This window comes from Mesorhizobium sp. M0106 (assembly GCF_040322715.1).
Classification (GTDB): domain Bacteria; phylum Pseudomonadota; class Alphaproteobacteria; order Rhizobiales; family Rhizobiaceae; genus Mesorhizobium.
In genome coordinates, this window is the sequence record NZ_JAMYUA010000010.1 from 57429 (window position 1) to 70183 (window position 12755).

General features: G+C 63.3%; 15 protein-coding genes and 1 pseudogene. 9 read left to right on the plus strand and 7 right to left on the minus strand.

Annotated elements, in window-relative coordinates; genetic code table 11:
• Positions 1 to 20 precede the first annotated feature (20 nt).
• Complete coding sequence (locus NKJ55_RS12585; RefSeq protein WP_352450180.1) at positions 21 to 1031, plus strand: MBL fold metallo-hydrolase; 1011 nt, start codon at positions 21 to 23, stop codon at positions 1029 to 1031.
• On the opposite strand, the gene NKJ55_RS12590 is transcribed toward NKJ55_RS12585, so the two are convergent.
• Positions 1028 to 2287, minus strand: coding sequence for a flavin-containing monooxygenase (locus NKJ55_RS12590; protein ID WP_352450181.1), 1260 nt, complete (start codon positions 2285 to 2287; stop codon positions 1028 to 1030). The genes NKJ55_RS12585 and NKJ55_RS12590 overlap by 4 nt on opposite strands.
• A 238-nt stretch (positions 2288 to 2525) precedes the next feature.
• On the opposite strand from NKJ55_RS12590, the gene NKJ55_RS12595 reads away from it, so the two are divergent.
• From NKJ55_RS12595 to NKJ55_RS12625, 7 genes and pseudogenes are all read left to right on the plus strand, one after another.
• Positions 2526 to 2687, plus strand: coding sequence for a DUF1328 family protein (locus NKJ55_RS12595; RefSeq protein ID WP_031195454.1), 162 nt, complete (start codon positions 2526 to 2528; stop codon positions 2685 to 2687).
• 74 nt (positions 2688 to 2761) lie between these two features.
• Positions 2762 to 3646 (plus strand): diaminopimelate epimerase, encoded by an 885-nt coding sequence (dapF, locus tag NKJ55_RS12600; RefSeq protein ID WP_352450182.1) that lies wholly within the window; start codon positions 2762 to 2764, stop codon positions 3644 to 3646.
• Positions 3646 to 4947: a tRNA (N(6)-L-threonylcarbamoyladenosine(37)-C(2))-methylthiotransferase MtaB gene (gene mtaB, locus NKJ55_RS12605; RefSeq protein WP_352450183.1), complete on the plus strand. Its 1302-nt coding sequence runs from the start codon at positions 3646 to 3648 to the stop codon at positions 4945 to 4947. Before dapF ends, mtaB begins: the two co-directional genes overlap by 1 nt.
• An 11-nt stretch (positions 4948 to 4958) precedes the next feature.
• Positions 4959 to 6548: a signal recognition particle-docking protein FtsY gene (ftsY, locus tag NKJ55_RS12610; protein ID WP_352450184.1), complete on the plus strand. Its 1590-nt coding sequence runs from the start codon at positions 4959 to 4961 to the stop codon at positions 6546 to 6548.
• Between the two features lie 60 nt (positions 6549 to 6608).
• Complete coding sequence (locus tag NKJ55_RS12615) at positions 6609 to 7274, plus strand: septation protein A (protein ID WP_352450269.1); 666 nt, start codon at positions 6609 to 6611, stop codon at positions 7272 to 7274.
• A 91-nt stretch (positions 7275 to 7365) separates the two neighbouring features.
• Positions 7366 to 7985, plus strand: a pseudogene (locus tag NKJ55_RS12620) (pyridoxamine 5'-phosphate oxidase family protein).
• A gap of 41 nt (positions 7986 to 8026) precedes the next feature.
• Complete coding sequence (locus tag NKJ55_RS12625; RefSeq protein ID WP_352450185.1) at positions 8027 to 8560, plus strand: NADPH-dependent FMN reductase; 534 nt, start codon at positions 8027 to 8029, stop codon at positions 8558 to 8560.
• 106 nt (positions 8561 to 8666) lie between these two features.
• Here NKJ55_RS12625 and NKJ55_RS12630 read toward each other — a convergent pair whose 3' ends face one another.
• Both NKJ55_RS12630 and NKJ55_RS12635 read right to left on the minus strand, forming a co-directional pair.
• Positions 8667 to 8876, minus strand: coding sequence for a tautomerase family protein (locus tag NKJ55_RS12630; RefSeq protein WP_352450186.1), 210 nt, complete (start codon positions 8874 to 8876; stop codon positions 8667 to 8669).
• Between the two features lie 32 nt (positions 8877 to 8908).
• A complete protein-coding gene (locus NKJ55_RS12635; protein WP_352450187.1) occupies positions 8909 to 9826 on the minus strand; it encodes an SMP-30/gluconolactonase/LRE family protein in 918 nt (305 codons plus the stop codon).
• A gap of 264 nt (positions 9827 to 10090) precedes the next feature.
• Between NKJ55_RS12635 and NKJ55_RS12640 the strand changes: the two genes are divergently transcribed.
• Positions 10091 to 10258, plus strand: coding sequence for a hypothetical protein (locus NKJ55_RS12640; protein WP_023721879.1), 168 nt, complete (start codon positions 10091 to 10093; stop codon positions 10256 to 10258).
• Positions 10259 to 10346: 88 nt separating this feature from the next.
• On the opposite strand, the gene NKJ55_RS12645 is transcribed toward NKJ55_RS12640, so the two are convergent.
• From NKJ55_RS12645 to ccmA, 4 genes are all read right to left on the minus strand, one after another.
• Positions 10347 to 10922, minus strand: coding sequence for a DsbE family thiol:disulfide interchange protein (locus NKJ55_RS12645; protein ID WP_352450188.1), 576 nt, complete (start codon positions 10920 to 10922; stop codon positions 10347 to 10349).
• A complete protein-coding gene (gene ccmD, locus NKJ55_RS12650) occupies positions 10919 to 11086 on the minus strand; it encodes a heme exporter protein CcmD (RefSeq protein ID WP_352450189.1) in 168 nt (55 codons plus the stop codon). The genes NKJ55_RS12645 and ccmD overlap by 4 nt, the downstream gene beginning before the upstream one ends.
• 126 nt (positions 11087 to 11212) lie before the next feature.
• Entirely contained in the window at positions 11213 to 11878 is a 666-nt protein-coding gene (gene ccmB, locus NKJ55_RS12655) for a heme exporter protein CcmB (RefSeq protein WP_023679814.1), read from the minus strand.
• Between the two features lie 37 nt (positions 11879 to 11915).
• Positions 11916 to 12515: a heme ABC exporter ATP-binding protein CcmA gene (gene ccmA / locus NKJ55_RS12660; protein WP_352450190.1), complete on the minus strand. Its 600-nt coding sequence runs from the start codon at positions 12513 to 12515 to the stop codon at positions 11916 to 11918.
• Positions 12516 to 12755: the final 240 nt, after the last annotated feature.

Here is a 12755-nt window from a genome sequence, read left to right on the forward strand (position 1 = left end):
AACTGCAGGGAGCCGTTTTCTTGGCCGCGAGAAAGAGAGCCGCCAACCGCTATTACAGCGGGCCGCCCAGCGATCATTTCGACGGCACCTTGTTCTTCAATCCCGACGGACGGCCGCCGGGTCGCTTTGCCGATCTGTTGAAATGGCAATTGAGCCGCGAGCGCTCGAAATGGCCGGCGGCGGATCCGAGCCCGTTTCCACCGGCAAGACCGGTCGAGCGCATCGATGGTTCTGCGCTGCGCCTCACCATGGTCGGTCATTCCTCGCTGCTCGTCCAGACAGCCGGCCTGAACATCCTGACCGACCCGGTCTGGTCGCGGCGTGTCTCGCCGCTCTCCTTCGCCGGTCCGAAACGCGTCAATCCGCCGGGCATCGCCTTTTCGCATTTGCCGCCGATCGACCTCGTGCTGGTCAGCCACAACCATTACGACCATCTCGACCTCGCCACGCTGAAGCGCCTGAAGATAAGACACGACCTGCTGCTGCTGACGCCGCTCGGCAACGACACGATCATCGGCGCTGCCGTGCCCCGTATGCGGCTTTCCGCGCATGACTGGGGCGACCGGGTCGATATCTGCGATGGCGTCGCCGTCTATGTCGAGCCGGTCCACCACTGGTCGGCCCGCGGTACTCGCGACCGGCGCATGGCGCTGTGGGCGGGTTTCGTCGTCGAGACACCCGACGCAAAGATCTATTTCGCCGGCGATACCGGCTTCCACGGTGGCATCAATTACCGGCTGATGGCGCAAAAGCACGGCGGGTTCCGCCTCGCCATCCTGCCGATCGGCGCCTACGAGCCGCGCTGGTTCATGGCGCCTCATCACCAGGATCCGGAGGAGGCGGTGCAAGGCATGCTTTTGTGCAACGCCGCCTATGCCGCCGGCTGTCACTGGGGCACGTTCCGGCTCACCAACGAGCCGATCGACGAGCCGCCCAGAAAGCTCGGCGAAGCGCTCGATGCTGCCGGCCTGCCACGGCAACGTTTTCGCGCCTTGCGGCCGGGCGAAGTCTGGGACGTGCCGGCGGTCTAGCCCGGCGACCGGCCTGACGGCGCAGGCGAACCCAAGGCTTCCATACACCTGGCTATGTGGGCGGCGTCGCGGCCTACATATGAGAGAAGGCCGGAGCCAAAGGTATGCATCCAATGGAGGCCAAGAAAATACAGGCCAGGAAAAGCCGTCACGCCACGCTGTTGAACGGGTGCACCGCGCGAACCGAAAATTGGCAAATCTATCCAGTTGTAGTCGAAGAGGTATCCCGTCCCCCAGATAACCGAGCTGACGTTCTCGCAGGAGATATCCACTGACCGGGCGCCGCCGACTTCCGCCAGGATTGGCGTTGCTGAGCGTTCATTGCCATCGCTGATGTGATCCGCGACTTCAGGTTTCTCTGCCAACGCCTCTGCAGCGGAGACAAAATCGTCATAGGACCTATCGGCTTCAGCCAATATCTGCGAGGCATCCCCGGCCACCAACAGTTTTCCATCGGCGCATCCGAGCACACGTCCCAGCACCGTTCCGCTATCGCGGGCAAAACGGCGGACGTTCATATCGTAACCGCCATTGACACCGGTTACGACCGTCGAGGGGGGATACCGCTGCTCCGGGAAACTGTCGATGGTGATCTCGAAACGTCCCATTTTGTCGAACCACCACAAAACATCCTTGCCGCGATAGCGCCGAGGCACCCGACGATGGGGGCTGACCGAAAGATAGACATTGCGCCCGGATTGCTGGAGCTCATCGGCTATCTGGCTTCCAGATGCGCCGCTGCCCACCACCAGCACCGCTCCGGGGGGAAGTTCGTCGGGGCTGCGGTAGTTCGAAGCGTGAACCTGGTAAACGGATCGAGGCAAATCCCTTGCGGCCGCCGGTACCATCGAACGCTGGAACGGGCCCGTCGCCACTACTACGTTGCGGGCTCTCATGCTGCCGGTGTTTGTCTCCAATGCATAATCGCCGGTATCCCTGTGCCGGAGCCTCGTGACCTCGACACCCTGGCGAACCGGAGCTGCAATTTTGGCCGCATAGTGCTCGATGAATCGCGTGACAGCGGTGTGATGGGCGAACCCCTCCGGTTCGGGGCCCTGATAAGAAAGCCCAGGAAGCTCTATTGCCTGGTTGATGAATTGAAATCGGAGCGAATCCCAACGCTCCGTCCGCCAGCGTTCGGCAATACGAGCGCGTTCCAACACAACATGCTCACGTTCATGTTGTTGAAGATAGTAGCTCATGGCGAGCCCCGCCTGGCCGCCACCAATAATGATTGTGTCCCAACGCTCGGTCATTGGAAATTTACCAAGCCGTCGAGACTCAAACATGCAAGTCCCGAATTTCCTATCCGCCGGCCGCAGCTCATGTGCCAGCTAACACGTCGTTTGGATCATTCAATACTATGACACATTGCATCCGTAGCTGCATATCCCATCCGGGTTCTCCGACCCGCCCCAGCCACCGCCGGCGGAACCCAAGGCCTCGCTGAAGCGTTTGTACGTGTTCAAACCTGTCGGCTGCGAGGTGTCTCTCATGATCAGGTGGATCATCATTCTTTTGATTATCGCGGCCGCGGCGAGCCTGCTCGGCATGCCGGCACTGGCCGGAGCCGCCGCTACCGGCGCGCGCATCCTCATCGGCATCGTGCTGATCATCTTCCTGCTGATCGTGCTTGGCGTCTTCGCGGTGACCTGAAAATCACGCCGCGCTGGTAATTTCTGCCGCTATCCGCCATATAGGCGCCAAACCGGCAAGAGACCTTTCGATCGATGGCAAGCGCGGCCCCTTTCGCCAAGATGAACGGCATCGGCAACGAAATCATCGTTGCCGATATGCGCGGCCGTGCCGATCGCGTGACGCCTGCGGCAGCCGTCGCGCTTAATGCCGATGCAGCGACCAGGTTCGACCAGGTCATGGCGATCCACGACCCCAGGACGCCGGGCACCGCCTTTTTCATCGACATCTTGAATTCCGACGGCACCAGCGCGCAGGCCTGCGGCAACGGCATGCGTTGTGTCGTCCAGGCGCTCGCCGCCGAGACCGGCCAGAAGACATTTGCCTTTGAAACAGTCGCCGGCATCCTCAATGCCGAGGAACATGCCGACGGAATGATCTCGGTCGACATGGGCGGGCCGCGCTTTGGCTGGCAGGACATCCCGCTGGCCGAGGAATTCCGCGACACCCGCATGATCGAGCTGCAGATCGGCCCGATTGATGCCCCGGTGCTGCATTCGCCGTCGGTCGTCTCGATGGGCAATCCGCACGCCATCTTCTGGGTCGACCGCGACGTCTGGTCGTACGAGCTCGAGCGCTTCGGCCCGTTGCTCGAAAACCACCCGATCTTCCCCGAGCGCGCCAACATCACCATCGCGCAGGTGACCTCGCCGGAGACCATGGCCATCCGCACCTGGGAGCGCGGCGCCGGCCTGACCAAGGCCTGCGGCACGGCTGCTTGCGCCGCTGTGGTCGCCGCGGCCCGCACCCGGCGCACCGGCCGCGGCGTCACGCTGACGACGCCCGGCGGCGGCTCGCTGCATGTTTTGTGGCGCGACGACGACCACGTCATCCTGACCGGTGCCGCCGAATGGGAATTTTCCGGCAGCTTCGATCCGTCGACCGGGGCGTGGGCGCGCGACACCGAAAGCGCCGCCTGATGGCTCCTCTTGGCAACAAGGGTATCGAGGTCGTCACCTTCGGCTGCCGGCTGAACACCTATGAATCCGAGGTGATGCGGCGTGAAGCCGAAAGTGCGGGGCTCGGCGGGCTCGAAGGCGGTGCCATCATCTTCAACACCTGCGCCGTCACCGGCGAGGCTGTACGCCAGGCCAAGCAGTCGATCAGAAAAGCCCGCCGTGAGAACCCGGCTGCCCGCATCATCGTTACCGGCTGCGCCGCGCAGACCGGCCCGCAGGATTTCGTCGCCATGGACGAGGTCGATCTCGTCCTCGGCAATGAGGAAAAGCTGAAGGCGCATTCCTATCGCGCGCTGCCGGATTTCGGCGTCAACGACACTGAGAAGGCGCGCGTCAACGATATCTTTTCGGTGCGCGAGACGGCCGCCCACATGGTCGACGCCATCGAGGGCCGGGCGCGCGCTTTTGTCCAGGTGCAGAACGGCTGCGACCACCGCTGCACCTTCTGCATCATTCCCTACGGTCGCGGCAATTCGCGCTCGGTGCCGATGGGCGCCGTGGTCGAGCAGATCAAGCGACTCGTCGGCAATGGTTATGCCGAGATCGTGCTGACGGGCGTCGACATGACCAGTTTTGGCGCCGATCTGCCGGGCGCACCGAAGCTCGGCAAATTGGTCAAGACCATCCTGAAGCAGGTGCCGGACGTGAAACGCCTGCGGCTTTCCTCCATCGACTCGATCGAAGCCGACGACGATCTGCTGGACGCCATCGCCACCGAGCCGAGGCTGATGCCGCATCTGCATCTGTCGCTGCAATCGGGTGACGACATGATCCTGAAGCGGATGAAGCGCCGGCACAGCCGCGACCAGTCGATCCGCTTTTGCGAGGATGTGCGCAAACTGCGCCCCGGCATTGTTTTCGGCGCCGACATCATCGCCGGCTTCCCGACCGAGACGGACGCCATGTTCGAAAACTCGCTGGAGATCGTCGAGGAATGCGGCCTGACGCATCTCCACGTCTTCCCGTTTTCGCCGCGCCAGGGCACGCCCGCCGCGCGCATGCCGCAGCTCCGCCGCGACGTCATCAAGCAACGCGCGGCACGCCTGCGCGCCGCCGGCGAGGCCGCCTATCGCCGCCATCTTGCCTCGCTCGCTGGAACGCATCAGTCGATCCTGGTCGAGCGTGACGGCCTTGGCCGCACCGAAGGGTTTACGCTGGCCGCGGTCTCTGCCGGCGCTCCGGGCGACATCGTCGAGGCTGATATCGCCGGCCATGACGGTATCCGACTGATCGCCGCGCCGCTTGCCGCCCGCGCCGCCTGAGAGCGCAAGACATGGCTGGTTTTTTCAAGAAGATATTTTCGTTCGGCAAGAAGGAAGTCGTCGAGGAGCGGCCCGACGAGACCGCACCGCTGCCGCCGATCAAATGGGACGCGCTGGAGGCGCTGAAGCCGGCCGCCGAGCAAGCCGTTCCGGAGTTTTTGAAACGCGACGAGTCGCGACCCGAAGTCGAAGCCGTACCTCCACCGCCAGTCGAACCAGAGTTGCCTCCGGCACCCCAACCGGCGCCGGAATCGCAGAAGCCTGAGCCGCCGCCGACCATTCCACCCGAGCCGGAAACGCCTGCTGAGGAACCGGAGGAGATCCGGGCCGAGCCGCAGCAGCCAGAAATCGTCCCCTCCCAGCCAGAACCTGCACCCGTCGAAGTGCCGGTAGTGCCCACCGAGGCTCCCTCAGCAGCGCCAGCGCGCGAAGTCCCGCCCGCCGAAATACCGCCCCCGATCCGCCAGCCAGCGCCGGCCGAGACGAAACCGATCTTGACCGAGATCGCGCCCGAACCGGAGGTCGTGCCGGCGCCCCACCCTCCCATCGAGGGGGAGGTAAAGCCCGAGCCAGAAGCCGTTCCGCAACCATCGCCGGAGCCAAAGCCCGCCCCCGGCAAAGTCACCGTAACCAAGAAGGTCGAGCAGAAAGCCGAGCCGCAGAAGGCGCCCGAACCGGCGCCGAGGCGCTCCTGGTTCCAGCGCATGCGAGACGGGCTTGCCCGCTCTTCCAAGGAGTTGTCGGGCAACATCGCCGGCGTCTTCACCAAGCGGAAACTTGACGAGGACACGCTGCAGGACCTGGAGGATGTGCTGATCCGCGCCGATCTCGGCATGGAGACGGCTTTGCGCGTTACCGACGCGCTCTCCGCCAGCCGCTACGGCAAGGACGTCTCCGACACCGAAGTCCGGGCCATCATGGCGGCCGAGGTGGAGAAGGTGCTGACCCACGTCGCCATGCCGTTGGAGCTCGACCTCAGCCACAAGCCGCATGTCATCCTGGTGGTCGGCGTCAACGGCACCGGGAAGACCACGACCATCGGCAAGCTCGCGGCGAAGCTCACCGATGGCGGTCTCTCGGTGATGCTCGCCGCCGGCGACACCTTTCGCGCAGCCGCGATCGAGCAGCTGAAGATCTGGGGCGAGCGTACCAACTCGCCGGTCATTGCCTCGAAGCTCGGCGCCGATGCCGCCGGCCTCGCCTACGATGCATTCGAGCGCGCGAAGGAGGCCGGCTCCGACGTGCTGATCATCGACACCGCCGGGCGGCTGCAGAACAAGACCGAACTGATGGCGGAACTGGAAAAGATCGTCCGGGTGCTGGGCAAGCTCGATCCGGAAGCGCCGCACACCGTGCTGCAGACGGTCGATGCCACCACCGGCCAGAATGCGCTCAACCAGGTCGAGATCTTCCGCAATGTCGCCGGCGTCAACGGCCTGGTAATGACCAAGCTGGACGGCACGGCGCGCGGCGGTATTCTGGTGGCGATCGCGGCAAAGCACAAATTGCCGGTCTATTTCATCGGCGTCGGCGAACAGGTCGACGACCTCGAACCCTTTTCCGCAAGCGAATTCGCCAGGGCGATCGCTGGAGTGGCTTGACGAGCATGATTCCGAAAAGTTGCAGGCTCTTTGGATTGGATCATGCGTAAGAAGGACGCTATGAACCCACCCATCCTCGAAGGCGACCCGTCCGATCCGCGACGCAGGGCGTTGAACCCCGGCCTGAAATTCCTGCTCGAACTCGGGCCTGGCCTGGTGTTCTTTTTCACCACCATCCGCGGCGCGTGGCTTGTCGGGAAGTTTCCGATCCTCGGCCATATCGGCGAGCCTATCCTGATTGCCACAGCGTTCTTTATGGTGGCGACGGCGCTATCGCTCAGCGTTTCGTGGATTTTGACGCGCAGCTGGCCGATCATGCCGTTGGTCTCGGCCATCGTGGTGTTTGTGTTTGGCGCGCTGGCGCTGTGGCTGCAGGACAAGACCTTCGCTTTCATGAAGCCGACAATCATCAACAGCCTGTTCGGCATCACGTTGCTTGGCGGGTTGGCGTTTGGCAGATCGCTGTTGGGCTATGTCTTTGATTCCGCCTTCAATCTCGACGCCGAAGGCTGGCGCAAGCTCACTTTCCGATGGGGACTCTTCTTCCTTTTTCTGGCTGCGCTGAACGAGGTCGTGTGGCGCAACTTTTCTGAGGAAGCCTGGCTTTATTTCAAGGTCTGGGGCACGATTCCCATTACCCTTGTCTTCACGTTAAGCCAAATGCCGTTGATCCTGCGCCATTCGCTCGAGGACAAGACCGGCAAGGAAGAGAAGGCCGGCAAATAGAGCAATTCCAGGAAAGTGTGTAGCGGCTTTCCCGGGAAAAGCGCGTAGCGCTTTCCCTAGGGAATTGCGTCAAAATAAGAGGAGAGGGGGCATGGAATTCATCACCACACGCGACGAGTTGAGGACGATCTACAAGACGCCTCGGCCGACTGACGGCTCGATCCGCAAGGAACTGACGGCATTGGACGGCCACTGCCGTTCCTTCATCGGCAAGAGCCCTTTCGTGCTGATCGGCTCGTCCGACGGCGCCGGCAATGCCGATGTGACGCCCAAGGGCGACAGGCCGGGCTTCGTAACAGTGCTCGACGAGAAGACCATCGCCATCCCCGACCGGCCCGGCAACAACCGGCTCGACACGCTGGAGAACATCCTTCTCAATCCCTCGGTTGGGCTGCTCTTCCTCATTCCCGGCATGAACGAAACGCTGCGTGTCAACGGCGATGTCCGCTTCACCGTCGATGCGGCGTTGCGTGAGCGGCTGGCGGTCGACGGCAAGGCACCGCAAAGCGTCGTCGTGGTGACGGTCAGGCCGCCTATATGCATTGCGCCAAGGCCTTCATGCGCTCCGAACTGTGGAGGCCGGAGAGCTGGTACGACCGCGCGACGCTGCCGACGCTCGGCCAGATCCTGCGCGACCAGTTGGCGCTCGCCGATTCGGCCGAGGCGACCGACCGCTGGCTGGACGAGGAATACAGGGAGACCATGTGGTAGCGTGATCGGCAACGAATCGCCCAAGCCGGTCTTCCATTCCTTTGCTGAACATCCTCGCCATCTCCGGCAGCCTGCGCGCCGCCTCGACCAATTCGGCCCTGGTCGCGGCACTCGCGCAAAACGCGCCGCCGGACTGTCACGTCTCCGTCTACGATGGGCTTGGGCGGCTGCCGATTTTCAACCCCGACGATGAAGGCGAGCGGACGCCGCCGCAAGCAGCAGTGCTGATCGATGCGGTCACCGCCGCTGACGGCGTCATCGTCTCCTGCCCGGAATATGCCCACGGTGTGCCAGGCGGCCTGAAGAACGCGCTTGACTGGCTGGTGTCGCGCGATGCCGCCGTTGGCAAGCCAGCCATGCTGGTGCATGCCTCGCCGCGCTCGCTGTTTGCCCGCGCCGCACTGGTCGAGGTCATGCGGATAATGTCTTTCGCGCTCCATGCGGAAGCAGCGCTCGAAATAGCGCTGCTCGGCAAGAAGCTGCTGGAGGTGGAGGATATCTTATCGCAGCCGGAAAACCGGCTGACGATGCGCGATGCCCTATCCGCCTTCGCGGAGTTCATCCGCTCGCGGTGAACGCCGGACCGTGCTTTCGTCATCCCAGGGTCTCCGCGACGGAGCTTCGCTCCTGCTCCGCCCTGGGATGACGACGCTAGGAGCTGCGGCCAATCTGTGCCGGGAACTATCCCTTGCCCCTCCGCGTCTCGACGTCGGTCTGGCCGACGAACCAGTCGCGGGCAGCGACCTCCTCGAAGACTATCCAGACATCATTGTTGGTCAGGCCGGTGACGCCGGTGATGGCCGCCGTCACCTGGGCGGCGATCGCGGCCTTTTTGCCGGCCGGGTCATCGGCAATCACCTCCTTGACCAGGCGGATATTCACGAATGGCATGGTTCCCTCCCTTGCATACGTTTGGCGGCCGCTCAGTAGGTTTTGGCGCCGTTGACCATGAGCCGGACCATGTAGAGGGATGTGGTGCCGGCGATGTAGAGGCAGTTCAGCTTGTTGCCGCCGAACACGCAATTGGCGACGACTTCCGGTACCTTGATCTTGCCGATCAGCGTCCCGTCCGGATCGTAGCAATGGACCCCGTCGGCGGCACTGGTCCAGATGCGGCCGGCCGCATCCAGCCTGAAACCGTCGAACAGGCCGGCGGTGCAGTCGGCAAAGACCTTTTCGCCTGAGACCGTCTTGCCGCCCTGGTCGACATTGAACACCCGGATGTGCGCCGGGTTTTGGGCGCCATGGGTGCGGCCGGTGTCGGCGACATAGAGCTTGCTTTCGTCGAGCGAGAAGGCGAGCCCGTTGGGCCTGACCATGTCGGTGATCACCGCCTCGGTCTCGCCGGTGCCGGGATCGACCCGGTAGACATGGCAGGCGCCGATCTCGCTTTCGGCCTTGTCGCCCTCGTAATCGGTATCGATGCCGTAGCTCGGGTCGGTGAACCAGATCGAGCCGTCGGACTTGACCACCGCGTCATTGGGCGAGTTCAGCCGCTTGCCGCGCCATTTGTCGGTGATGGTGATGACCGAGCCGTCATGCTCGGTGCGGCTGACGCGGCGGCCGGAATGCTCGCAAGTAACCAGCCGGCCTTGCCGGTCGACGGTGTTGCCGTTGGAATTGCCGGACGGCTGACGGAACACGCTGACGCTGCCGTCGGTCTCGTCGTAACGCAGCATGCGATTGTTCGGGATGTCGGACCAGACCACATAGCGCCCGGCCGCGAACCAGGCCGGTCCTTCCGCCCATCGGCAGCCGGTAAACAGCCTGTCGACCTGTGCATTGCCGTTGAACAGCCGCGAAAAGCGCGGATCGAGAACTTCGTAGAATTCACTGGCCATGGTTCCTCCCGGTAGCAGTCGCTTGGCAAGGCGCGATCAAGCCAGCCCACGATCGATATGGCAAGATCGATGATGCGTCAGAAGCATTATGGAAGCGACTGCTGGCCCGGACGGCAGGTCACATCCCGTTAACCGGCTATGCGCCCAGCGCAATGGTGCATTGCAACATCTTATTTTTGCAACGCACCATAACTATGTCATGCTCCGTATCGATCAAGGGAGGAACAACTGGCCGCGAAACGCGGCGCAAAAAGGAAACTCGCTATGATCATCGACAGCCTCATGAGCCGCGCTCGCGCCAGCATCGCCAAGCGCCGGCATTACAACCGCCTCGTCGCCGAAATCGACAGCTTCAGCAGCCGTGACCTCGCCGACATGCGCGCCGACCGCAGCGAAATGCTCTACCAGGTCCACAAGCAGATCTACGGCTGAGTCTTCGGTCGACCTATCACGTTCGTCATCCTTGGGCGTAGCGACGCAAAGCGGAGAAAAGACCCTAGCATGACGAAACGGCGGGCCATCAGCCCGGCATGGCCAGCGCCTTCTCGATTTCGGGTAACAGCAGCGTCCGCGCCGAGTCCGGCGTCAGCGGTCCTACATGCTTATAGGCGATCTTGCCATCCTTGCCGATGACGAAGGTCTCCGGCACGCCGTAGACACCCCAGTCGATCGCCGTGCGTCCGGCCTGGTCGACGCCGATCGCCTGGAATGGGTTGCCGAGATCGCCAAGGAACCGACGGGCGTTTTCCGGCTGGTCCTTGTAGTTCAGCGCGGCCATGACGAAACGTCTGTCCTGCGACAGCGCCAGCAGCACCGGATGCTCTTCGCGGCACGGCGCGCACCAGGACGCGAAGACATTGACCAGCGTCACCTTGCCGGCGAACTGTTTTGAATCAAGGCCCGGCAAATTGGTGCCTTCGAGCGCCGGCAAGTTGGTCTGCGGCGCCGGCAGGCCGATCAGCGCCGACGGCACTTCCGACACGTCGCGCCCGGACAAAAGCTGCGCCAGGAACAATCCCGCCAGCCCGAGAAAGACCAGCAGCGGCAGCAGCACGATCAGGCGGCGGCGCGCCGGTGTTTGGGTTTCCGTGCTCATGATTTTACTGCCTTATCGGAGCGCCGGCGCACGCCGGATGCCTCCAGCTCGGCAAGCTCTCGCTTGCGGCCGCGCTGGTCGAGCAGAATCCAGCCGATCAGCCCGGCCAGCACCACGGCCGTGATCGCATAGGCGGCGGTGACATAAAGCGCATGTACGCTCATGCTTTTCGCTCCGCGGCGCTTTCCAACCGGTCCGTCTCACGCCGTTCCAACATGTCTTCTCTTAACGCTGCGCCATCGGCTCCGCAATTGTTCGCCGCGCCGCAGGCATGAGCTGAAGCCAACGCATCAATCCGTTCCGTGCCGTAGCGCCAGCGCCGCCGCCACAGGGCCGAGCACGGCAAGAAACAAGGTCAGCGCGGCAAGAATGAGGAAGGGCTGCAGGAATGGATCGGGGTCCGCCACCGCGCCATAGCTTGCCGATACGCCGAAGATCAGCACGGGAATGGTCAGCGGCAGCACGAGCACCGAGATCAGCAGCCCGCCACGCGGCAACGCCACTGCCACCGCTGCACCGGCAGCACCGATGAAGGTGATCGCCGGCGTGCCTACCAGAAGCGTCAACGCCGTGGCGCCGATGCCGGCCGGCTCCATGTTCATGAACAGGCCGAGCAAGGGAGCGGCGATGACCAGCGGCAGCACGCTTCCCGCCCAATGCGCCAGGCATTTCGTCAGAACGGTCAAGGCCAGCATGTGCCGGTCGTTGCCAAGCACCAGAAGATCGAGCGAGCCGTCCTCGCGGTCGGCCTGGAACAGCCGGTCGAGGCCGAGCAGGCAGGCCAGCAAGGCGGCGATCCACAGGATCGCCGGGCCGATGCGGGCCAGCAGCTTCAGCTCGGGACCGACGCCGAAGGGGATGGTCGCGATAACGGCGAGAAAGAAAATCACGCCGGTAAGCGCCCCGCCGCCGGCGCGGATACTCAGGCGGATGTCGCGCAGGAAGAGGGCTAGCATGATGTGAGATGCTTTCGCCTGTGAAGGAATGCCAACATCAGCCGGTCATCCTCAATTCCTTTCCCTCGATCCCCAGCGGCAAATGCGTCGCCGCAACCACGATCCCCCCACTCTCGAGGTGCTTCCCCATCAATTCGCCGAATCTCTCCTCCGAAGCATTGTCCAGTCCTGCCGTCGGCTCATCGAGCAGCCACAATGGCCGGTGGCTTACCAGCAGTTTTGCAATCGCCGCGCGGCGGCGTTGCCCGGTCGAGAGATAGCCGAACGGCAGATGGCCGATGCCGCCCAGCCCGACGGTTTCCAGCGCCTCTTCAACACCCGCGGAACCGGCGCCCGAAAAATCGCGCCAGAAGCACAGGTTTTCCGTAACGCTCAGCGCCGTCTTCATCGCGTTGAGGTGGCCGAGATAGTGACACGCCGAGGCGGCCGACGGAAAGTCTTCGCCACCACCTTCGAACCGCACACGGCCTGCCGCCACCGGCAACAGCCCGGCGACGATCCTGAGCAGCGTCGATTTGCCGGCGCCGTTCGGCCCGGTGACGACCAGCGCCTGGCCATCCCCCAGCGCGAATTCGATGCCGGAAAATACCGTCTCGCCGCCGCGTTCGCCGCCAAGATTTTCGGCGATCAGCCGCATCCGTTCCCCTTCGCCGAAAGTTCAGGCGCGGCTTCGGTGCGCCGCAGCAAAAATGGCAATTCCGTGTCTAGAACTATTCCAGAAAATTCTCTATATCCGCATCATCCGTGCCAGCGGTCGGCACGGGAACCGAATTTGCGCCGAACCAGCGCGCGTGCCGCCTTGAACGGCCCGGACGCTTGGGAACGGATAGCGGAAATGGCCGTACCCGCACCTTTGCGCGTGATTTGCATGCCCACT

Bases quoted from the DNA above. Each gene is read 5' to 3' on its own strand.
- NKJ55_RS12595 (WP_031195454.1), top strand. From the start codon at position 2,526: ATGATCAGGTGGATCATCATTCTTTTGATTATCGCGGCCGCGGCGAGC.
- NKJ55_RS12630 (WP_352450186.1), bottom strand. From the start codon at position 8,876: ATGCCATTCGTGAATATCCGCCTGGTCAAGGAGGTGATTGCCGATGAC.
- NKJ55_RS12640 (WP_023721879.1), top strand. From the start codon at position 10,091: ATGATCATCGACAGCCTCATGAGCCGCGCTCGCGCCAGCATCGCCAAG.
- ccmB (WP_023679814.1), bottom strand. From the start codon at position 11,878: ATGCTAGCCCTCTTCCTGCGCGACATCCGCCTGAGTATCCGCGCCGGC.
- ftsY (WP_352450184.1), top strand. From the start codon at position 4,959: ATGGCTGGTTTTTTCAAGAAGATATTTTCGTTCGGCAAGAAGGAAGTC.
- dapF (WP_352450182.1), top strand. From the start codon at position 2,762: ATGGCAAGCGCGGCCCCTTTCGCCAAGATGAACGGCATCGGCAACGAA.
- ccmA (WP_352450190.1), bottom strand. From the start codon at position 12,515: ATGCGGCTGATCGCCGAAAATCTTGGCGGCGAACGCGGCGGCGAGACG.
- NKJ55_RS12645 (WP_352450188.1), bottom strand. From the start codon at position 10,922: ATGAGCACGGAAACCCAAACACCGGCGCGCCGCCGCCTGATCGTGCTG.
- mtaB (WP_352450183.1), top strand. From the start codon at position 3,646: ATGGCTCCTCTTGGCAACAAGGGTATCGAGGTCGTCACCTTCGGCTGC.
- ccmD (WP_352450189.1), bottom strand. From the start codon at position 11,086: ATGAGCGTACATGCGCTTTATGTCACCGCCGCCTATGCGATCACGGCC.
- NKJ55_RS12635 (WP_352450187.1), bottom strand. From the start codon at position 9,826: ATGGCCAGTGAATTCTACGAAGTTCTCGATCCGCGCTTTTCGCGGCTG.
- NKJ55_RS12615 (WP_352450269.1), top strand. From the start codon at position 6,609: ATGAACCCACCCATCCTCGAAGGCGACCCGTCCGATCCGCGACGCAGG.
- NKJ55_RS12590 (WP_352450181.1), bottom strand. From the start codon at position 2,287: ATGACCGAGCGTTGGGACACAATCATTATTGGTGGCGGCCAGGCGGGG.